Source organism: Paenibacillus tundrae (genome assembly GCF_030812775.1).
Taxonomy (GTDB): Bacteria; Bacillota; Bacilli; order Paenibacillales; family Paenibacillaceae; genus Paenibacillus; species Paenibacillus tundrae_A.
Genome location: NZ_JAUSTI010000013.1, coordinates 30,964 through 53,012, shown reverse-complemented (window position 1 = coordinate 53,012; position 22,049 = coordinate 30,964). Strand labels below are relative to the sequence as shown.

At 43.4% G+C, this 22,049-nt stretch carries 21 protein-coding genes and 1 tRNA gene; 1 reads left to right on the top strand and 21 read right to left on the bottom strand.

Going from position 1 to position 22,049, the window contains the following annotated elements; genetic code table 11:
• The 18 genes from rplI to rpsF form a co-directional block, all read right to left on the bottom strand.
• Window positions 1–450, bottom strand: a complete 450-nt coding sequence (gene rplI / locus J2T19_RS20490; protein ID WP_307219012.1) for a 50S ribosomal protein L9 — start codon at window positions 448–450, stop codon at window positions 1–3.
• Window positions 447–2,435, bottom strand: coding sequence for a DHH family phosphoesterase (locus J2T19_RS20485; protein WP_307219009.1), 1,989 nt, complete (start codon window positions 2,433–2,435; stop codon window positions 447–449). The genes rplI and J2T19_RS20485 overlap by 4 nt, the downstream gene beginning before the upstream one ends.
• Before the next feature lie 11 nt (window positions 2,436–2,446).
• Complete coding sequence (locus tag J2T19_RS20480; protein WP_307219201.1) at window positions 2,447–3,319, bottom strand: DUF2232 domain-containing protein; 873 nt, start codon at window positions 3,317–3,319, stop codon at window positions 2,447–2,449.
• 41 nt (window positions 3,320–3,360) lie between these two features.
• Entirely contained in the window at window positions 3,361–3,663 is a 303-nt protein-coding gene (locus J2T19_RS20475) for a MazG-like family protein (RefSeq protein ID WP_056697513.1), read from the bottom strand.
• Window positions 3,664–3,837: 174 nt separating this feature from the next.
• Window positions 3,838–4,263 carry a CBS domain-containing protein gene (locus tag J2T19_RS20470; protein WP_056697515.1) on the bottom strand — a complete coding sequence of 142 codons (426 nt, stop codon included), beginning with the start codon at window positions 4,261–4,263 and terminating at the stop codon, window positions 3,838–3,840.
• Window positions 4,264–4,439: 176 nt separating this feature from the next.
• Complete coding sequence (locus tag J2T19_RS20465; protein ID WP_307219006.1) at window positions 4,440–5,474, bottom strand: LCP family protein; 1,035 nt, start codon at window positions 5,472–5,474, stop codon at window positions 4,440–4,442.
• Window positions 5,475–5,739: 265 nt separating this feature from the next.
• A complete protein-coding gene (locus tag J2T19_RS20460) occupies window positions 5,740–7,317 on the bottom strand; it encodes an MFS transporter (RefSeq protein WP_307219004.1) in 1,578 nt (525 codons plus the stop codon).
• A gap of 326 nt (window positions 7,318–7,643) precedes the next feature.
• Complete coding sequence (locus J2T19_RS20455; protein ID WP_307219002.1) at window positions 7,644–10,058, bottom strand: S9 family peptidase; 2,415 nt, start codon at window positions 10,056–10,058, stop codon at window positions 7,644–7,646.
• 153 nt (window positions 10,059–10,211) lie between these two features.
• Complete coding sequence (locus J2T19_RS20450; protein WP_307219000.1) at window positions 10,212–11,102, bottom strand: D-alanyl-D-alanine carboxypeptidase family protein; 891 nt, start codon at window positions 11,100–11,102, stop codon at window positions 10,212–10,214.
• A 300-nt stretch (window positions 11,103–11,402) separates the two neighbouring features.
• Entirely contained in the window at window positions 11,403–13,229 is a 1,827-nt protein-coding gene (locus J2T19_RS20445) for an oligopeptide ABC transporter substrate-binding protein (protein WP_307218998.1), read from the bottom strand.
• A gap of 20 nt (window positions 13,230–13,249) precedes the next feature.
• Window positions 13,250–14,155, bottom strand: coding sequence for an ABC transporter permease (locus J2T19_RS20440; protein WP_307218996.1), 906 nt, complete (start codon window positions 14,153–14,155; stop codon window positions 13,250–13,252).
• Between the two features lie 27 nt (window positions 14,156–14,182).
• Entirely contained in the window at window positions 14,183–15,145 is a 963-nt protein-coding gene (gene opp4B, locus J2T19_RS20435; protein ID WP_307218994.1) for an oligopeptide ABC transporter permease, read from the bottom strand.
• A 5-nt stretch (window positions 15,146–15,150) separates the two neighbouring features.
• Complete coding sequence (locus tag J2T19_RS20430; protein ID WP_145045103.1) at window positions 15,151–16,083, bottom strand: ABC transporter ATP-binding protein; 933 nt, start codon at window positions 16,081–16,083, stop codon at window positions 15,151–15,153.
• A 14-nt stretch (window positions 16,084–16,097) separates the two neighbouring features.
• Complete coding sequence (locus J2T19_RS20425) at window positions 16,098–17,093, bottom strand: ABC transporter ATP-binding protein (protein WP_307218991.1); 996 nt, start codon at window positions 17,091–17,093, stop codon at window positions 16,098–16,100.
• 737 nt (window positions 17,094–17,830) lie between these two features.
• On the bottom strand, window positions 17,831–18,421 hold the full coding sequence (locus J2T19_RS20420; protein WP_307218990.1) for a M15 family metallopeptidase: 591 nt from the start codon (window positions 18,419–18,421) through the stop codon (window positions 17,831–17,833).
• A gap of 247 nt (window positions 18,422–18,668) precedes the next feature.
• Entirely contained in the window at window positions 18,669–18,941 is a 273-nt protein-coding gene (gene rpsR, locus J2T19_RS20415) for a 30S ribosomal protein S18 (protein ID WP_056697535.1), read from the bottom strand.
• A gap of 56 nt (window positions 18,942–18,997) precedes the next feature.
• Window positions 18,998–19,483 (bottom strand): single-stranded DNA-binding protein, encoded by a 486-nt coding sequence (gene ssb / locus J2T19_RS20410; RefSeq protein ID WP_307218987.1) that lies wholly within the window; start codon window positions 19,481–19,483, stop codon window positions 18,998–19,000.
• A 50-nt stretch (window positions 19,484–19,533) separates the two neighbouring features.
• Window positions 19,534–19,827 carry a 30S ribosomal protein S6 gene (rpsF, locus tag J2T19_RS20405; protein WP_024629534.1) on the bottom strand — a complete coding sequence of 98 codons (294 nt, stop codon included), beginning with the start codon at window positions 19,825–19,827 and terminating at the stop codon, window positions 19,534–19,536.
• Window positions 19,828–20,031: 204 nt separating this feature from the next.
• On the opposite strand from rpsF, the gene J2T19_RS20400 reads away from it, so the two are divergent.
• Window positions 20,032–20,226: a YjzC family protein gene (locus J2T19_RS20400; RefSeq protein WP_307218984.1), complete on the top strand. Its 195-nt coding sequence runs from the start codon at window positions 20,032–20,034 to the stop codon at window positions 20,224–20,226.
• Window positions 20,227–20,674: 448 nt separating this feature from the next.
• Here the strand turns inward: J2T19_RS20400 and J2T19_RS20395 are convergent.
• The 3 genes from J2T19_RS20395 to J2T19_RS20385 form a co-directional block, all read right to left on the bottom strand.
• A tRNA-Ser gene (locus tag J2T19_RS20395) sits at window positions 20,675–20,765 on the bottom strand.
• 143 nt (window positions 20,766–20,908) lie between these two features.
• Entirely contained in the window at window positions 20,909–21,118 is a 210-nt protein-coding gene (locus J2T19_RS20390) for a DUF951 domain-containing protein (protein WP_056697538.1), read from the bottom strand.
• Window positions 21,108–22,049 (bottom strand): mechanosensitive ion channel family protein, encoded by a 942-nt coding sequence (locus tag J2T19_RS20385; protein ID WP_370874912.1) that lies wholly within the window; start codon window positions 22,047–22,049, stop codon window positions 21,108–21,110. Before J2T19_RS20385 ends, J2T19_RS20390 begins: the two co-directional genes overlap by 11 nt.

Below are 22,049 nucleotides of genomic sequence, written 5' to 3'. Positions count from 1 at the left end.
TTATTCCTCCGTTACTTGTACCTTCAAGGTTGCCTTCACTTCAGGGTGAATCTTGACAGATACTTGCGTTACACCGAGAGTACGAATAGGCTCGTCCAACTCAATTTTACGCTTATCGATTTTCAGACCTTTAGCTGCAAGAGCTTCTGCGATCTGTTTAGATGTAATTGCACCGAACAGACGGCCGCCTTCGCCGGACTTCGCTTTAAGCTCTGTCACTTCTGATTCGAGTTTTTTGCCTAGTGCTTCTGCTTCTGCTTCTGCCTTCTCTTCCTGTTTGCGTCTCTCTTCAGCCGCATTCTGGTTGTCCAGCGTCTTCATGTTTCCGTCTGTTGCAAGACGAGCAATTCCCCGTGGTAACAAGAAGTTCTGTGCATAACCTTCAGATACTTCCTTCACTTGCCCTTTCTTGCCTTGACCCTTCATATCCTTTATAAAAATGACCTTCATTCGAACAGCCCCTCTTCCTTTTCGATTTCAGCAAGTACGTTCATCAGCCGTTTTTCTGCCTCTCCCAACGTACCTTCAAGCTGTACAGCAGCATTGGTTAAATGTCCGCCACCGCCAAGTTTCTCCATAACGACCTGTACGTTCATCCGTCCCAGTGATCGAGCACTGATGCCAATTAGCCCATCTAGGCGCTCGCTGATCACAAATGATGCAACGACATCGGTCATGTTCAGCAATGTGTCCGCCACTTGGGCGATCATCATCTGTGAAATCTTGCTGCCAGGGTCTGTGACCGCCAGCGCAATGTTCCCATATACCATTTTAGCATGCTTTATGATTTCTGCCTTAGCAATATATTCTGACAGATCCTCTTTCATCAAGCGTTGGATCATGATGGTGTCTGCACCACTACGGCGTAAAAAGCCCGCTGCTTCAAATGTACGTGAACCTGTATGCAGTGCAAAATGCTTCGTATCCACGGTAATTCCCGCTAACAGTGCTGTTGCTTCAAGTGGTGTAAATTGCACTTTATCATGAATATATTGCAACAGCTCGGTCACGAGCTCCGCAGCCGATGAAGCGTATGGCTCCAAGTAGATAAGTACTGCATCATTAATAAATTCTTCTCCGCGGCGATGATGATCTACAACCACTACACGCGTAGCTGCTTGCACTAATTTCGGCTCCATCGTCATGGAAGCCTTGTGCGTATCCACCACGACGAGCAACGTATGCTCGGTCATCATCTGCGTTGCTTGTTCAGGCGATACAAATGCTTTGGACAGCTTTTCATCCTTGTTCACCTGCTCCATCATGCGTTCAATCGATGGATTCGACCCGTCCAGGACAATCCGCGCTTCCACATTATATAAACTAGCTGCCTTCCATACACCAATGGATGCACCGATTGCATCCATATCCGGCATTTTATGCCCCATAACGAGCACACGGTCACTCTCTTGCATCAGATCACGTAACGCATGAGCAATGACCCTTGCTCTCACCCGTGTACGTTTCTCAACAGCATTCGATTTACCACCATAGAAGGACAAGCGCTGTCCGGACTTCACAGCAGCCTGGTCACCACCGCGACCAAGTGCCATATCAAGACTTGATTGAGCAAGCTCTCCCATTTCTCCAATGCTATCGGAACCAAAGGCAAGACCGATACTGAGCGTCATTGGAACTTTGAGGTCAGCAGTCATTTCGCGAACTTCATCCAAAATAACAAACCGGCTCTGCTCTAATTCTTGCAACGACTTATAGTTCAGCATCATAAGATACCGATCTGAGGACAAGCGCCGCAGATAGACTTCATAACGCTTAGCCCAGGATGTGATCTCGCTTGTTACACGAGCGATTAACGCTGTGCGCTGCTGATCATCCATGCCTTGCGCTGCTTCATCAAGATTATCGAGCACCAGGATACCCAGTGCCATACGTTCATTTTCATATTTATCACGAAGAATAGCGAGCTCTGTAATCTCGTAGACATACACATACCGCTCCTGCGGATTATGGATTACACCGTAATACCGGTCATCCAATTGGAATTCATCATGAAGTTCCCTGGTCAGCTCCTTGGTTCCATCTTTTTTCTCTTTTGGTTGAGGAAGATTGGGAAACAAGTTTTGGAGCGGGTTACCTACCATCGTTTTCTCATGGAACATATCTGCAATGAAACGATTATGCCACTCTACCGTACGATCCTCACTGTACAACACAATGCCGAATGGAAGCATACCTACGGCTTCGCCTTCCATTCGTTTGATCCGAATAGACAGTCCATTAATGTAGTCATTCAACTCTCGACGGAACGCTAGCTCCGCCTTAATCATGACGATCCCCAGCGCCGAAGCCAGAAGTAGACTAACCAAACCAAGCGTCCAGTTATAAATGGTCACCAACATAACTAGCAGTAGCAGCATTATGAACGCCCATACGGTATAGTAGCCGTGCCAGCGTTTCTTCAGAAATTTAGGCAAGACTCATCACCCTAACGTTTTGGTTTCGTTATTGCCTCGCGAAGCGGGAACACCAGATCAATAACTCCGATAATTCGTAGCGGACCAATGAAGAAGACCGCAGCCGCAAGTAAATACGGTATAACTGGATTCCACTTCTTCGCATGAGAAAGGAAGAAGAAGAAGCCGATTGCTTGAATCATGAAGCCGAGATTAATGAGTGGCGACAAGTTGGCCGCAATCATCGACCAATACGATCCATCATTCTCGCTAGACATCAGCGTGAAGATCAGTGCAAGGAAGTAATACCATATGAGAGCACGCGGCATGCGCCATTCACGTGCTGGCGGGAAATTAGCTACACTCACACCCATTACATTTAGAATTGGACGTGCAATGAGGTGTGTAATCAGTGACATCACAAGTGCAGTTACTACGAGAGCGAACGGAATTAAGAGCTGCGTTCGTCTGGCCACATCCTCTGTCATTTCAGGCGTCCATACAAATCCATTGACCAGTCCATCAGAAGCTGTCAGTGGCTCCGTAGCCAGTTTCACCATGTCCTCAATATAGTTATACAGATTGAAGTGGAACAGAACGCTCCCGATCAGCAGCATCAACAAGTATTCAGCCAATATAGCACCACTGCCCGCCAGGAAGGCATACAGAGCTGATTTTCCTTTTTTGAAGGCATGCCCCATTACGATTGCGGGGACCGTAAATACAACTAAGAATATGAGATACAACGGTTCAATCATGAATAATATTATGGCGACTGGGATGAGATGCACGAAAAACGATTTAACAGACAGGTACGCATACAGAATCACACCTGGTACGAGCATGAAAAATACCGTGAGTACCGATAAAGGCGTTATAAGCGATAGTAACAAGAGCAGAAACACAACGCTCCAAATAACGGATTTAAAGCTAAAATTCAACAAATTCACCTCTTACGCATATGATCTTCAAGCGCGGATATATCTTGGTACCAATCTTCCAATTGGTGACCTTCCGATTTGTGCTTCTTCAGCTTTTCCACAAGCAGTGCATCTAGATCCTTGAAAGGAATACCGAGCCTGCGGCCCAATATGTAACTACTCATCATCAGACTGGCTAGACTGTCTCCGATCCGGGAAGTACTTCCTTCCCATAAGGCTTTGAACAATCGGGACACTTGGTCAAGTACTTCGGTTTTCAGCCACTCAATCACTTTAGCGCGTTTGGCTACATCCAGTTCTTTAGGCATATTGGCGAAAGTCACTCTCCCCGAAAAAGCTTTATTCTCCATTATAACATAAAAAGGGGGGCTACAAAATGTTCCCTATGCGAAGGGAATGACCCACCTTTTTCTGCTCTCCCACTGTTTAACATGGTACTGAGCGGCTCGGATTATCCCTGTGCCAGTAACGTTTTTAATTTCTTACTTTGCCTTCATGGATTCCTTAGCTACAATGCCTTCACAATATTCTATGATCTGGCTACGACGGACAATGCCTATAAAGCGTTCCATATCATCGACAACAGGTACAAAGTTCTGAACCTTAGCCAGGTTAATAAGATCCTCCATATTGGCATTAATAGATACAGGCTTAATATCTAGGCGAAGTGGTACTTCCTTAAGGAGGAATTTTGAAGCGTTTTCAAATGTGATCTTTCCCTCGGCATTCTTCATGTACCACAATAGATCACCCTCAGTGACCGTACCTATATATTTGCCTTCCTTATTCAAAATGGGCACCGCTGTGAAGCGATGATACTCCATCCGTTCCAATGTTTGCCGCAGAGTAGAATCCGATGTCACACACGTAACCTCTTGCTTAGGCAGCAAAAAAAATGCGATGTTCATACCCTCACGTATCCCCCTCATGAATTTCGACTTACAACTAATCCTCAACCCATATTATACGTTTCAAAACATAAGATGTTCCAAAAGGTCTCGTCGCTCTTCTGAAAAAGAAAAAACAGCAGCCCGCAAATAAACGCCGTACTGCTGATTATAATCAGGCCTCTGTATGGAATTTGTTACTCGATCTTCTGCCGGTCTGGTATCATCAAGGCGCCGGCTGGGGTCGATTCATCCATCCAGTTGGTAATCAGCTCTTTGGCATATTGGACGTCTTTCTCATCCGCTTTACCATAGTAGATCCCGTCTTTGCGCATACCTTCACCTAGAATCGTGAAGCTAGAAATTTGTGGTTTCTCTTGTGTGAGCACCTGTTTCGCCAGATCAACGATAAAGGATGGACGCATATCTGTCTGGAAGTTATCTCCCATAATCTCCAGTAGCTCTGGAATTTTACCGATTGAATTGAGATTCAGCATCTCATTGGCCATCGAGTTCAGGAATATCTGCTGCCGCTTGGTACGATTAAAGTCACTGTCCTCACGATATCGAACATAGTACAGTGCTTCTTGACCGTCATAGATTGGTTTACCGCCTTCGATGGTGAATTGCACATGATCCGGATGTTTATTCACGATATCCTCTTCAATCGGCAGCTTCACCCCGCCAAGCGCGTCCACGACTCTTTTAATTCCATCAAAATTAATGGTAGCATAATACCCTACATCTGCGTCTAAGAATTTCTCCACCGTATTGATGGACATATTCTCCCCTCCGAATGCGTAGGCATGCGCAAGTTTGTCATAATCGTCTTCCCCATCCTTATTCGCATCGCGACCCACAATCTGCACATACGTGTCACGTGGGATCGAAACGAGAAGTACACGGGATTCCTTAGGACGAACAACCGCATAGATGACCGTATCGGAACGGCCCCTCGTTTTTTCATACGCGCGTTTATCCGAACCGAGCAGAAGTACAGAAAATGGCTCTTTACGATACACAGTCGGGTCTGGCGTATTATTGCCTTCCTGCGGAACATAAGAACGAGACAACTGATCTTCAACTGAATTGGCCAGGAAAAGATCAAATGCTGCTACGGCAAGCTGCTGACGAAACAAATACCCGCCAATTAACAAAACCACGAGCGAAACGAGAGTTATATATAGACCTTTTCTTCTTTTCTTCTTCTTTTCTTTAGTTCTTCTTGTCATCCATCGATTCCTTCTTCACTATAAAAATGAATTGCCTACATACCATTAAACGTGCCCAACGACTTATGACTCGGCGTTCTCTAATGTTTTCTCTATATCAATTCTGAACACCGCTAACGCTCGTTCTATTGTAATCATTGCTACATGAGTAAAAGTTACAATCCGGTTAAATTGAAAAGAACAGCCCCGTATATAAATTGCATAAAGGAACTGTTCTGATTATTAAATGTTATACTCAAGATCATAAACTCAATCATAAAACCACTTAAGAGAGATCTACTGCACTCCCCTTTTCTCGATTCCGTAGAACCCCTGTAATCAATGCAGCCACCAGCGTCAATACACTAAAAATAACTGCTGACCAGAACAGGCCGTTGTATCCTTGACCTGTCGTTACGTGGAGAGCCTGCAATATCGTTTCCCGAATACCAGGGTCAGGAATCTGTGATAACCCCTCCGTCAGACTTGAGACATCACTACCTGTTGCTCCCCCTGAGGTATATTGCTGAAGCATCTCAGGAGATACTTGTATTCCCTGATCAGCAAAACCATCCTGAATATTAGTTCCCAAGTTAGAGAACGAACGCGCCAGAAAACCTGCAAAGATCGTAGGAGCAATGGCCATAGCCATCTGGCGGAATAACGAGCTGGTTGCCACGGCAATCCCTTTATTGTTCTCACCTGCCTGTTCCGTCACAAGCACGTTTACTGGAGCACCTAGCATCATACCAAATCCGATACCTACAAGCGTACTCGCGATAACGAACTGCCAGATATGCTCAACCCATAACGGGAATAACAAGAATCCAATGGCCGACAGAAGCCCTGCCACAGACAACGTCCAGATTGGCCCTTTCTTATCCACCAAATATCCGCCGCCTCCTGCGCCAATCCCTGAAGCCAGCGCAAGTGGTGTAAACCAATAACCTGAGGCGGTGTTAGACACACCCAGATACTGCTCTACGAAGCCAGGAATGAAAATGACCGAAGCTAGAATAGCGCCTGAGAAAAAGGCAATGAGCAGTGTCCAGCGGAAGGACGCAATGCCCAGCAACTGTGTGGACACAACCGGTTCACGTCCTGATCCTTCGAGCCTTCTCTCAAGAAAATAGAATACAATCAGCACAACTACACCCAACAAGAAAAACCCATAAAACATCGGTGAACCCACGCTTTGCAGCATATTTACGCCATCCAAATTACTGAAGCTGTACATGAGACTGAGCACACCAAGGGTTAGAACAGCAATCCCACTCCAGTCCACTGCTGCACGATTCAATTCCTGTTCATCCTGGATATAACGGATACCCGCAATGAATAGTAGGATTGCAATCGGTACATTGATGAGAAATAACCAGTGCCAGTTCCCTGTCATATCCAAAATAAAAGCACCGATGTTTGGCCCTAGGATGGCAGCCACCCCATTCATTCCTCCCAGCAAGCCCAATGCTGTACCTTGTCGCTCTGCTGGAAACTTACTAAGTACATAGGAGCTTGCAATGATGAAGATTCCTCCACCACCCAGAGCCTGAATAACACGAGCAATAAGGAAGAACGTAAACGATGTGCTTAATGCGACGAGCAAGGAACCAATCCCGAACAAAGCTACTTCAATAAGAAATAACTTCTTCCGACCATAGCGGTCTGAAAGTTTACCTGCGATAGGCACACTCACAGCAAGACCGAGAGTATATAATGTAATCGTCCATGCACCCCAAGTTGGTGATACCCCAAATGAGGCATTCAACGTCGTTAGAGACGATGTGATGATCCCATTATCCAGTGCCGCCATAAATACCCCGACTGCAAACAGAATTAACGGCCATTTCATTTGTTTCTGCATCTTGTGTTACCTCCCGATTACATCATAATTTAACGATAGATAAGCGGACTTTATTAAACGCACATAAACTGAACTGATACATCTATACTAAACACTTAAGAATAATTATGACTCACTGGTCATTTTAAATCAAATCCATTTGTTATGTCAATTTATAAATATATAATTGCATGCGATTATTACACCCTATACAGCAAAAATACCGCCCAACGATTCCGTAGAATCTGAGGACGGTACTCATGTATTATACTATTCGTCTCTTTTTATCTCTATACATGACTGTGATGATTAATATCAATCTGGTCCAGTTAATGACCTCGCCTGAATTACTTCATCAGATGACGATTGAGGAATTTCTCAATCGCTCTGTACAGATCCAACTGGTTTTCTACATTGGCGAAGCCATGACCTTCATTGGTTTTTAACATATAAGGTACATCTACCCCGCGCTCGCGTAGCGCTTCAACGATCTGGTCGGACTCAGCCTGTTTAACGCGTGGGTCATTCGCTCCTTGAACGACGAACAATGGTGCCTTCATCTGATCAATATGGAACAAAGGCGAGATCGCCGTAAGCAGCTCCTTATCCTTCTCTGGGTCACCTACACGCTCATAGAACATGTTGCGCTCTGATTCCCAATATGGCGGCAGTGAATCCAGCAAAGTAAAGATGTTGGAAGGGCCCACATAACTGATTCCAGCAGCATATACGTCTGGAGTGAACGCCAGACCAGCCAAAGCAGCATAGCCACCATAAGATGCACCGTAGATTGCGACGCGGTCTGCATCAACAGTTCCTTCTTTGATCAACCAATTTACGCCGTCTGTAATGTCGTTCTGCATCGCTTTGCCCCACTGTTTATTGCCTGCATCCAGGAATTCCTTACCGTAACCTGTAGATCCACGGAAGTTTACCTGTAGCACAGCATAGCCACGACTAGCGAGGAATTGGATTTCAGGGTTATATCCCCATGAATCACGAGCCCAAGGTCCACCATGTGGTACAACGACAAGTGGCAACTGGGAAGCCTCGACTCCATTCGGCAATGTCAGATATCCATGGATGGTCAATCCATCACGTGACTCGTACGAGATTGGTTTCATATCGGACATTTTGTCCTCATCAATCCATGGCGCAGCATCGGCTAGTTTATCCAGCTTGCCTGTCACCGAATCATAGAAATAGTACGTGCCCATCGATTTATCACTATAAGAAATGAATAATACTTGACCTTCTTCACTGATGCTGGACAGGCTAATCTCTTTGCCTGGTACCTTAACCTTGATGTCTTCCATCAGCTTTTTGAAATCAGCATCAAAAAATTCATAGTTTACTTTATCCGTTTCGTAGACAGCTGCAAGGATTGTACCTTTCGCTTTGGATGGTACAAAACTTGTGACATCTACATCTTTATTTTCGAATATCGTCTTGGTTACTTGCTTGGTGCTAGGGCTATACTCAACGATAGCTGATTTGTCCCGATCCAAGTTGGAGATTGCGTAGATATTTTTGTTATCATACGTGAACATAACTGGCGCAAAAGTCTCTCCAAGCTTCGTTGTTAACAACGGCTCAAATGGCTTATCCTCGGATTCACGGTACATCAATGAAGATACATTGCCATCACTGGATACAGCCACACGGATTTTGCCCTCATGGTCTGTGAGCCAGCCCGTAATATTACCTGGGTTCTCTGCAGCAAGAGTGGCCTCACCTGTATTGATATTGATGCGATATACATCAAAAATCTGAGGATCACGTTTATTCATGGCCACCAAAATTTCATCTGGTACACCTTCGAGCGGATCAATCAGAGTCGCTCTGGTGTTAGGATATGGTGTGAGATCCTTATTGTTTTTGCCATCAATATCCGTCACATAGATGTGGTAGTTCTCATCTCCGGCCGCATCCTTGATGTAGAGCAGTTTATTATCGGTTGCCCATCCAAATCCCATGATACTCCGTTCAGACTCGCTCGTCACTCGAACAGACTTGTCCTGTCCATTCTCCTTAACCACGATATTCATACGGTTATTCCACGGCTCCAAGTAAGCGAGATGTTTACCATCCGGAGACATCTGGAATCCTGCCTGAGCAGGCTGTTTGAAGAAGTCCTCTAGCGGTGTAAGACCCTCAGACTTCACATCCAGGCCTAGCGCAAGATACAGAGCATCAGCGAACTCTCCATGAGTTACCGATTGTTTGGCATTAAACGCTGAGCCTTCAATAATAAAATGTTGCTTGATCCGTACAGCATCTTCCACATGAACTGCTGGAATTTGCTTCATATCACTGTATACAACCTGAATACCGTTGTCTTTTAATTCAAATGCCCGAGTAAACAATGAGGCCATCTGTGCCCGTGTCAGTGGTGCATCTGGAGCATAACCTTTCGCTTTCCCTTGGATTAGCCCACTCTGCTTCAGAGCATAAATTGCCGGTGCAGCCTCATCACTCGCTAATACGTCCGCAAAACCAGTAAGTGAAGCTGGTGCGTCCAATTTAAGTACACGCTGTAAAATGACTGCTGCCTCTGCGCGAGTAATCGGCGTGTTTGATTCTATTGTGCCATCTATGTATCCCAGTTGTTGTAGCGTTTGTGTTGCTTTTGAAGCGATCGTTTCTGCAACGGTTGCTGTAGGTTTAACAGCTTCCGCAGCTTGTACTGCAGGCTGAATCAAGGCAATAGACATTGCCATGCTTAGCGTTAGTGCATATACCTTCTTGCTAATTGAGTTCAATTCGTTTCCCCCTTATAAGTGAAATTCATAGTATTATGGAATATTCCGTAAATCCATCTTATCATGAGTAAGCTTGTATTGGAAAGAACGCCCATCTCAAACAGCCAGTATGGCTTGATGGACATCCGAGTTCCCATTGGTTGATTGTGTAGATTACTGCGATCCAGAAAACCCGTAGTTGAACAACTTCTTCGTTTCCACAAAGCGCCCTTCCCGGCTTTCGGAACCAAATACCACCGAGATCAATCGTTTACCATTGCGCTCCGTTGTTCCAACAAAGTGGTATCCTGTATCCTCATCATACCCTGTCTTCAACCCATCATTGCCATCATAAGCATATGGGCCACCTAAAGCAGATAACATCCAATTCGTATTGCTCATATACATGCCTCGCTGATGAATAGACACCTGCATCTGACTGGAGGTCTCTAAAATCTGTGGGTAGTTCGTAATGAGGTATCTTGCTAACTTACATGCATCTATAGCTGTCATCACGGTCTGCCCTTGAATGGCTTCAGGGCGATTAGGACCCAGCAGCTTCTCGCTTAATCCCGTTGAATTCGTAAATACTGTCGTATCTGATAACCCAATAGCAGCAGCTCTCTCATTCATTGCAGATACAAAAGCTTGCTCTGATCCGTTGATATGTTCAGCGAGTGCAACTGCCGCATCATTCGCAGAATAAACGGCTACAATCTGAAACAACTCACGCACCGTGAACTGTTCTCCTTGCTTCAAAGCTAGATGGCTTCCACCAACCGAGCTTGCATACAGGCTAACTGTAACCGGATCTTCCCAATGGATATCTCCGTTTGTAATTGCATCAAGTACAAGCAATTCTGTCATTAACTTGCTGACCCCTGCTGGAGCTGTTCCCTCCGAACCATTAAAGTCGAGTAAAATCTGCTCTGTTCTCAGATCCATCAACACAGCAGATTCAGCCTTAATTCCCGGTTTGCCTACCAGCATGTCTGGTTTCACACCTAAATATATAATAATAAGCAGAGCTAACAGCATACCTGCACGTTTCCACCACTTTTTCATTACGAATTCACCTCTTACCTATATAGACGAAGTGAAGAGGCATTTTGTCTGCATTTTTTTGAAAAAAAGTTAAATTTTTTTTATTTTTTTGTCATTAAATAAAAACATGGATTCCTACACCCATGCCAGAGTGTAAAAATCCATGTTTAGATGGTTCATTTTATAGCATCCTAGAAGAATGATTCATTGATCTATGCATCGATTTTTACGAAGGACCCCAATCCTTAATCGACGTTAAATCATTGTGAAAGTAACCTTTGCTTCCAATAGTGGCACTTTAGATCATGCACACCTTTAGAATTACTCAGCTACAACCGCTTTGTCTGCATTAACAGCCAAATCATTCAAGTATACGCCAGTACCGTCACCAATTGCATAGTTCATTACACGTTTGTTAACAGGTACTACAACTGCACGATACAGTGTTGGGAATACAGGAACTTCATCAACCATGTACTGCTGCCATTCGTTGTAGATCTCTTTACGCTTGTCTACATCGAATGCTTCAGCGGATACACCTGCTGCCAGCAATCTGTCATTTTCTTCACTAGAGAATCTAGAGAAGTTATACAGTGCATCGCGACCATACAATCCGGAAGGATCTACGTCAATACCAACGCCCCATGCTGCTTGATATACATCAATACTAGGATCGTCTTTACCTGTGTTACCTACACGGTCATAGAAGCTGTTAAACTCAACCATTTCCAGGTTTACTTTCAGACCGATTGCTGCCCAAGATTGAACATAGTAACGTGCCAGTGGTTCAGCTGTGTCGCCACCTGTCATAGATACGAAGTTGATTTCGAGTGGGGAACCGTCCGGGTTGGTACGGAATTCACCATCCAATTTGTATCCAGCTTCGTCGAGCAATTTCTTTGCCGCTTCAGGGTCATATGCAGCACCTGGATTGTTAGAATCGTGGAACTCAGGGTGAGATGGTGGAATCAGAGTTGTTGCATTCCAACGCAAACCGTTGTAGAAACGTTTACCAACTTGATCATTATCTACAGCCATCCACATTGCTTTACGCAAGTTTTTGTCACCCATTTTAGCATCTGCATTGCTCACAACTTTACCGTTTGCTTCATCCCAAGTACCCAGTTTGAAACCGATGTACGTGTAAGCACGGTCGATCGTACCAAGGAATTCTACGTTAGACATGTCTGCATTGTCTTTATATTGATCTGTCGGGAACGCATCTACGAGGTCTACGCCGCCAGATTTCAATTCTTGAACAACCGTTGTTGGGTTAATAACTTTCAAAGTCACTTTATCCAACTTCGGAGCTCCACGCCAGTAATCTTCATTCTTCACATAAGTTACCGACTCACCTGGAGTAATGGTTTCAACTTTAAATGGACCAAAACCAATTGGTGTTTCACGTACTTCTTTGGAAGAAGACATTTTCGCTACTTCCATATCACCGAAGATATGTTTAGCCAGTGGGTAAGTCCATACACCACCCGTCAACAGGGAAGGCGTGGATTCTTTGTACGTAATGCTGATTTGTTTGTCGCTCAGCACTTTAATACCAGAGATTGTATCTGCAGTTCCTGCATGGAACTCGTCCATACCTACTACACTGGTGAAGTTAGAATCGTAACGAGGACCATCATAGTCTTTGTTACCAATAGTTTCATAAGCAAACTGCAAATCTTCAGCCGTTACAGGCTTACCATCATGCCAGTTTACGTTATCACGAATCGTCAATGTGAACGTTTTGCCATCTTCGGATGTTTCGTATGTTGCTGCACCATCATTGGTGTATACATAGTCTTTATCCCAAGTTAGCAAACCCTCATCAAACCACTCAAGAACTTTCACATCCGGGTTACCGGAATAGAAGTTAAAGTTTAATGTACCTTCAAAAGCTGTATCAGAAACGAGACCATATGTGATTGATCCGCCTTCGATTGCTGTGCCTTCATTTGTCTTAACATTGTTGAAATCTTCAATGGAGTAAACGCCCTCTTCATTCGCAGGCTTTTCTTCCGTTTTCTCTTCCCCTTGGTTAGCCGTAGGCGCTGGAGTTGCTTCTTTCTCTGAGCTACATGCTGCAAGCACCAGTACGAAGACCAACATCATTGTGAAAAATATACCCCGTGAAAAAAATCCTTTTTTCATGAACCTTTCCTCCCTTTTTTTTAACCTCTTCTTTGTCTTGCATCAGTCGCACGCTTCAGAGCTTGTCCGACATTATTTATACTCAACATCAATACTAAGATTAGTAGTGACGCAGGTAGCCATATCCACCATCTAAATTCCAAGGTTTGCGGATTACGAGCATAGCTTACGAGTGTTCCAAGACTAGGTGTGCTTTCAGGGAAACCAAACCCTAGGAAAGACAACCCGGATTCGAGGCCAATATTGGCAGCGAGGTTCAACGTCATCGTTACGATGATAATCGAACTTAGATTGGGAAGAACCTGTGAGAAGATAATCTTCAGATGGGATGATCCCATTGTTTTTGATGCTTTTACATATTCTAGTTCTCCCTCTTGCAACGCCTTGGATCGGATCAGTCTAGTAATTCCCATCCATAGGAAAGCAGTCATAATTAGCGAGAACGAAACAATATTATATTTGGGTACTGCTGTAACAAACGCAATAACGATCATCAAGAACGGAAGTATGCTGAAGAAATCGACAATACGCATAAATATATTATCGATAAAGCCTCCGAAGTAACCGGATACTACTCCGATCACAATCCCTATGAAACCTGTCATTAGCGTAACCAGGATTGCAATCGTTAGTGAGTTACGCGTACCGATGATTAGTTGTCCGAATACATCACGACCTCCGTAGTCAGTCCCGAGCCAATATTGCGCAGAAGGCGGCTCATATAAAGCGAACAGATCTACTTTTACGATTTCGTCTTGATCCAGAAACAGAGCTGTCCCGTAGACTATTATTAAAACCAGTCCCAAAAATATAAGCGAGACCAGAGCAATCTTATCTCGAACGATTTCTCTCCACAATATACTCAAGCCAGAGGGACTTTTATCAATCTTCTGTGAAGTTATAACGACATCATTGGCCTTGCTCATCTTATTCACCCCGAAATCTTCAAGTTCTTACTTAATCCGAATACGCGGATCTACCAATCCAAGAATAATGTCAGACAACAATGATCCTAGAATTGTAGCTATACCAAATAGTAGAACAAGCGCTGTTACAACACTAAAATCTCGAAGAGAGATTGAGGTAAGGAACAACTGCCCCATGCCCGGATAACTGAATATACTCTCAATGAAAATCGTTCCTCCGATAAGTCCCGTAATCTCATAACCGAAGAATGCGGCGATCGGCAGTAGAGAGTTTCTCAAAATATGTCTGTTGTACACTCGTGATTCCGAGGCACCCTTGGCTCTAGCAGTAAGAACAAATTCTTTATGCTTGATATCAATAATTTCACTACGCAAGTACTGAACAGTTGATACCGTAGTAATCAATGCCATAGATAATGCCGGTAATAACAAATGATAGAACTTACTAGCAATGTAATCGAATGTTCCTGGTGTAAGTCCAGGTGCTACGCTGCCCCCCGTCGGGAATAAGCCAAAGTGGAAACCAAAAATCCACAACATAACGAGTGCAAAAATAAACAATGGTGCTGCAAAACCTAGATAGGTATAACCCGTAATCAATCGGTCAGACCATGTGTCATTATAACGACCACTGATAATACCAAGTGGAATCGCAATTAAATACGTGAATACAAGTGTTGCAAATGCAAGCCAGAACGTATTCGCTATACGCTGACCAATGAGATCCATAACTGGCATTTTGAAGCGGAAGGATTGTCCAAAATCCCCTTTTACGGCATTGCTGATCCAGTCCCAATACTGCACATACCATGGATTATTAAGTCCAAGTCGTTCACGCTGTTCTTCCAGCGCTTTCGGATCAATGCTTGGATCGAGCAAACCGGTTAATGCATCCCCTGGCATCGCTTTGGCCATCAAGAAGACCAAAAGACTGAGCAAAAAGATTTGAGGGATCATAATCATGATTCTTCGTACTATTATTTTCCACATGGTCTTCAACCTTTCTGAGGTAGAGCTACTCGGTGAGTATTAGAAATGGATTGGAGCGAGTATGCAAGCCCTTCCTCATCAAAGAAGTTTCGATATGAATTCTCGTATTCTGACTTGACCATTTTACGAAAGGCAACCATTTCCTCCCGTTTGCTTGGATCCATATCCGGAATAGCTGCAATAAGACGTTTGGTATATATATGTTGCGGATTCTCAAAAATATCATCTGTTGTTCCCTGCTCCACATATCGACCTTTATACATGATTCCAATCTGATCACACATGTGCCTAATAATTCCGAGATCATGGCTAATGAACAGATAGGTCAGATTCAATTCCTTTTGAATATCCTGCATGAAATTTAGTACCTGGGCTTGTACCGATACGTCCAGCGCGGATACAGGCTCATCTGCAATAATTAGTTTCGGCTTCAAAGCGATTGCTCGTGCAATTCCGATCCGCTGACGTTGACCACCCGAGAATTCATGTGGATATTTGTAGATAGATTCAGGACTAAGCCCGACCTTCTCTAGTAATTCTCTTACTTGTTTTTTCTCTTCTGTGGCCGTCAGTCGCTCGTAGTTACGAAGTGGCTCGGCAATGATATCAATAACCCGCTTCTTCGGATTAAGCGAAGAATACGGATCTTGGAAAATCATTTGCACATCGCGCTGAAGCTGCCGATCTTTGCGACGCTCTGTGGCTAGATTTTTGCCATTAAACATGACCTTACCCGCTGTTACGTGATTCAGACCGATAATGGCTCTTCCTGTCGTCGTTTTACCAGAACCAGATTCCCCGACAAGTCCATAGGTTTGTCCTTGTTCGATGGAGAAGCTAACATCATCAACTGCTTTGATACTTCCAATCTCGCGCTTGAGCAAGCCACCACGAATCGGAAAATGTATTTTGAGTCCTTCTACTTCAAGTAATGCCATTATGTTGTTCCTCCTCAGCTTTGATCAGGGAAATGAAAGTGCTGGTAACAGGTGCATCTTACAAAGTGACCTGGTGCAATTTCATGCATCTGTGGGTTCTCTTCATGAGCCGAATCATCAATCCATGGAATTCGAGCCTTGAATCGGCACCCTTGGCGAGGAAGGTTTTTAAGTGAAGGAACGATGCCTTGAATGACATGTAGCTTCGACTTCTCATCTGTATCTGTAATCGTAGGAATAGAATTTAAAAGTGAACGTGTATATGGATGTTTGGCATTGCTCATCAAGGTATAGATATCTGCAATCTCAACAATCTCACCTGCATACATTACTGCAACCCGGTCAGCCATTTCAGCTACTACACCGAGGTCATGAGTGATTAGGATGATGCCTGCATTGATCTCATTCTTCAGATCACGAATAAGTTCTAGGATTTGTAGTTGAATAGTAACGTCCAGTGCGGTAGTTGGCTCATCGGCGATCAACAGTTCAGGTTTATTAGCAATCGCAATGGCAATAACAACTCTCTGTCTCATACCACCTGATAATTCGTGAGGGTACTGCTTATAAATATGCTCAGGTCGTGGAATTCCGACTTGGTCAAGCAGATCGATAACTTTCACTTTCTTATCTTTGGAAGAAAGCTTAGGTTGATGCAGCGTCAGGATCTCTTCGATCTGTTCGCCGATAATCATTAGAGGATTTAGTGCTGATAATGGGTCTTGGAATATCATACCCATCTCATTACCACGAAGTTTGTTTAATTTGTTAGGAGATATATTAGCTATATCCTGCCCTTTATACAAAATTTGACCTTCAATTTTTGCTTTGTTGTGCAAACCCATAAGTGAGAAGGCAAATGCACTCTTTCCTGATCCGGACTCTCCCACAATGGCTAACACTTCATTTTTCTTAACGGTAAGGTTAACGTGGTCAACTGCTGCGTAATAGTCATCTTCAATTCTGAAAGATGTAGTTAGATTTCTGACTTCCAATAGGTCTGTATTCAAATCAATCACCCTAACCCCAAAATTTCCGTAGAATGTTTCATCAATAGATGAGTGCATCCACTGTATATTTCCATGTTTTTGAAGACAACGAACAAATTTTTATACAAAATGCGAATTCAGCAAATGAATTAAATTTTTGTATTTCAATTTAGACCATTGGTCAATTAATGTTGAGCATTCCTACCGGGATTATATAGCAAAATAATTAATGTAATCATACGTGTAAATTTAGGTGACGTCAATGCTTATTTTGAGATTTTTGGAATAAATGTTTTTTATACTAAAGTTTTGGGTATTAGCTATGCTAAAAAGGTAAATATTAAGGAGTTTAGAGCATTAGAGGAGGGAGACGTTTGGAAGTTTTGCACCAGATAGAGTTTGGATAATTTAAAACATGACATTAACGTTACATATATTATATACATGCGTGTAATATATAGTCGGTATATTTTTTTGAATTAAGCTTATATGTTACCTTTATGATACGTGTGGTTAGTAATTGATGCTTCAAAGTAAACGCATACTTACAAACAAATATATACAAATATGATATGGACTACCCTTTTATCGAATCAACGGTTTATTTCTAGTTATTATAGTATAAATTTTTTTATTTACTGCTGTAAAGGACTAATTGTCATCTTTTATCATTTTTTTTACAAAACAATGAAAAAAGCCCTGCATAATGCAAGGCTTTACTAATAAACATACGACTTACTGTATATTAATAATATTAATTATGGCTTATCCGGTGGTCGTTTACCCCGCTTTAACTCATTAATGCTTAGACCAAAATCCATTTGTAAATGAGGATAGTCGGGAAAGTTAGCCCAATCCCCTCCCCAAGTGAATCCGAGGTCTTTTGCAATTGTAACAACCTCCATCCAATCAGGCTCACCATTACCGTTATCGTCACGCTCCATATCCCATACAATCTCCCCCTGAGGTGTGCGAAGGGCAAAATCAATAGCTAATCCATAGTTGTGATAAGATTCTCCGCCTCTGGCATTGGTGACAATGTTCCCTCTACTTGAACGTCCTTGATCGAACAGTGCATCCTGTTCCTCGATACTTCGATAGCCATGAGTTATGACAACATCTATGCCGCGCCTGGCTGCTTTTCGAACCAACAGCTCCTCACTCTCAGCTACAAGGGGATGTAGGCCTGTAATGGGAATGACATCTTGCGGACTCCCCGGCCATATTTCATATACATCATCTTTCTGCTGAAGCCATATATATACAAAGACAAGGAGCAGAGTAGCGATAAGCCAGAATCGAAGACTTCCTTTCCGCTTTTGCTGTTTTTTACGTTTTGATTTGTTCATTATAATCTCCTGATGTGTTGAACTTTAATATAGCCACCTTAACTCAGCCTATACCTTATATCATAACATCGGAATTTCCTAATGCACAATTTAGTGGAAATCCATACGCAAACACAAAGATCTTTTGGAGGTTCGTTTATCTAATCCGTAAAGCTTGCTTGTTTCGTTGCATCTAGTAAGTAAATAATGAATATGCAAAAAAGCAGCCGGCTATAAGCCGACTGCTTGTTATCCATGCTGAGTAAGACTACTCAGTAGTGTATGGCAATAATGCGATTTGACGGGAGCGTTTAATTGCAATCGTCAAAGCACGTTGATATTTAGCGCTAGTACCTGTTACACGGCGTGGCAAAATTTTTCCACGTTCGCTGATAAATTTACGAAGCAAGTCCGTATCTTTATAATCGATGTGAGTAATTTTGTTTGCTGTGAAGAAGCACACTTTACGACGTTTGTTACGACCGCCACGACGTGCTGGTCTTTTATCGTTGTCTCCGCCTTCTCTTTGCTTGAAGCCCATGCTTTTCAGTCCTTTCCTATCGTGTAACTAATATCTCCGTAGAGACTCGGTTCACGTTAAAATGGCAAATCATCATCCGATATATCAATCGGTTTTCCGTCATCGGAAAAAGGATCCTGATTGTTGCTACGCGAATTATTGTTATTGTTCGCGCGCCCGCCGCCTCCGTAAGAAGGCTCTTCACGCATTGGTTGCCCACCGCCGCCACCGCTATTATCACGGTTAGCTGACTCCAAGAAACGGACATTATCGGCAATGACTTCGGTCACGTATACACGTTTTCCTTCGTTATTCTCGTAGTTCCGTACTTGAATGCGTCCTTCGACTGCAGCTAGGCGTCCTTTGCGCAAATAGTTTGCACAAGTCTCAGCAAGCTGTCTCCAGGTTACGACCGGAATGAAATCCGCTTCCCGCTCTCCCCCTTGGCTTGTAAACGGTCTGTCCACCGCCAAAGTAAATTGCGTAACTGCCACTCCTGCTGGAGTGTAACGCAACTCAGGATCCCGGGTTAACCGGCCGATCAGAATGACACGGTTCAACAATGTAATCCCCTCCTTCAGAGCGTATTGGTGCGTTGATCACGAGTTTTGTCTTAAGCAGACTTAACGTCGTTTGTAATGAGATAACGAATTACTTCGTCAGAAATCTTCATGAGACGCTCAAGTTCAGTAACAACTGCTGGTTCAGCAGTGAAGTGTACCAAAACATAAACACCATCACGGAATTTCTTGATCTCATACGCAAGACGGCGTTTACCCATAACGTCGTGAGCTGTAACTTCACCACCGCCGTTGGAGATGATGCCTTGGAATTTATCGACTGTAGCTTGAACAACTTCTTGCTCAACGTCAGGACGAATAATGTACATCACTTCATATTTGCGCATAATTTTCACCTCCTTATGGACTCTGGCCCTCAATCCAGGTTGAGAGCAAGGAACGAGCACAAACTCGAACTATATTAATATAACAAATACAGAACCATAATGCAAGCAAACGTTCCCTTTATATATGGCACATGATCACCCCTACTATGGAGCACACTACAGAAGCTACAACGAAATACATTAGGCCAAGGAGGTTTTCATATCATGGGCGAAAGAACTGAATTTGAACCAGGAGACAAAGCTCCAAATGATGGCGAGTACACCGAGGTCGGTGAGAAGAGCTTTCACACGGAAATCAATAATCCAAAGCGAGTAACGCTTCAAAAGGGTGAGTCCTTCCCAGAAACAAGCAATCATAATCGTAAGTGGAAGAAGCTGACGAAGGCTCGTGTCCACTAAGTAAACTTTTTTCAGCTCCACGTATATAAAACGAAATAAAGCACATAATACAATCAGGCGGTGCACGAGAGAGGTGTGGTTCCGTTGGACAACGAAGCCGAACATTCTTTGTTGGAAATGCATCACGTAATATAAGAAGCAAGTGGTTGTGTGTAAGACCCTGCGTCCTAAGCACGAGTATTGCTTCAGCAGTACGCCAAGGTTTCTGATCTTTACGACAGATTGTTTCCTACTAACCGAATGCACCGCCGGATAGAGAGCCCTTAGGGGCTCTTTATTTTTGTGTTTCACAGCCACTGATGATGCTTCTCTTCATGCTTTTACTTTTATCGTCTTATCCAAAAGAATGAGCAACAAAAAAGCCTTCCATCTTAGGAAGGCTTCCTTCTTATATAACTCAATGCTTCATTGAGTAATCGAATGTTTGTTTTATCATGTACAAGTGAAGTGGCGGAAAGGGTGGGATTCGAACCCACGCACGCTGTGACACGCCTAGCTGATTTCGAGTCAGCCCCCTTGGGCCTCTTGGGTACCTTTCCGCAGCAATATTGATTATAGCATGATCATTTACAGAACGCAATACTAGCCCTGCCCGCATGTAAACGCTATTTTAGGTGTGATTTATTCAATTTCATATCCTACATTTTGCTTACGATTTACTCATAATTTACTTACAATCTGCTTATGATTCAGCTAGATCTTCTGCTGACCGCAGCACCTTTTTCATGTTTTTCTCAAACTTCGCTCTTGGAATTAGCACGCTGTGTTTACACCCTACACATTTGATACGAATGTCCATTCCCATACGAATGATCTCCATCTCATTGCTTCCGCATGGATGCTGTTTCTTCATCTGCACGATGTCCCCGAGCTGAAAAATTTTACGCTCCACCTGTGCCATCCCCCTCATTCTGTTCTTGACCTGCTGCCTGCTCTAACGCTGCTTGATTGCTCATCTCTTGATACTCCAGTGATTTCTTCACATCACTTTGAATCTGACGTTCAACAGAAGATCTGGAGTTCGGCATACACTCAGCAACGACCCGAATGACGTACTCAGAGGTAGACATGGACTGGATTCCAAGTACATCTGGAACCTTCACAATGTTGAGATCACGATTTTCAATACCAACTACCGCTCTTTTTACCAAATGAACCGATTCATCCAAACTAAGATCGGCCTTCATTGGAATGTCTACAACAGCAAGTGAATTGGACATCGAGAAATTCGTTACACTGGCAATGGTACCGTTAGGAATGATATGAACCTCTCCTTGCCAACTCACCAACTTGGTCGTTCTGAGTCCAATAACCTCAACTGTTCCCTTGTAGGTACCCGTCTGAATAACATCTCCTACAGCGAATTGATCCTCTAATATAATGAAGAAACCTGTAATAACATCTTTCACTAATCCCTGTGCACCAAACCCGATTGCAAGCCCAAGTACACCAGCACTAGCAAGTAACGGCCCCACTTTTACATTAATCTCTGATAATACAAGCAGCACCATGATGAAGTTACATGTTATTGAAGTCGCATTCTTCAGTAATTCACCTACCGTAACAAAACGACGAGGGTTAACGCGAAGGCGACCCTCCTGCTTCTGCTTCATACTACGATCGATAATGCGCGAAACAATTTTGATCACAATTCGAGTAGCTATGAATATAAGCAATATCCTGAGGGAACTGAATAAAATATTAAACCACATATCGGCATCAGCAATTTTGTTCCATAATTGATCTGTCCAGCTTAGAGCATTTTCTATAGCAGTAGGCTCATTAGGATTACCAGGAGCAGTCATATATTTAAAAGACCACAT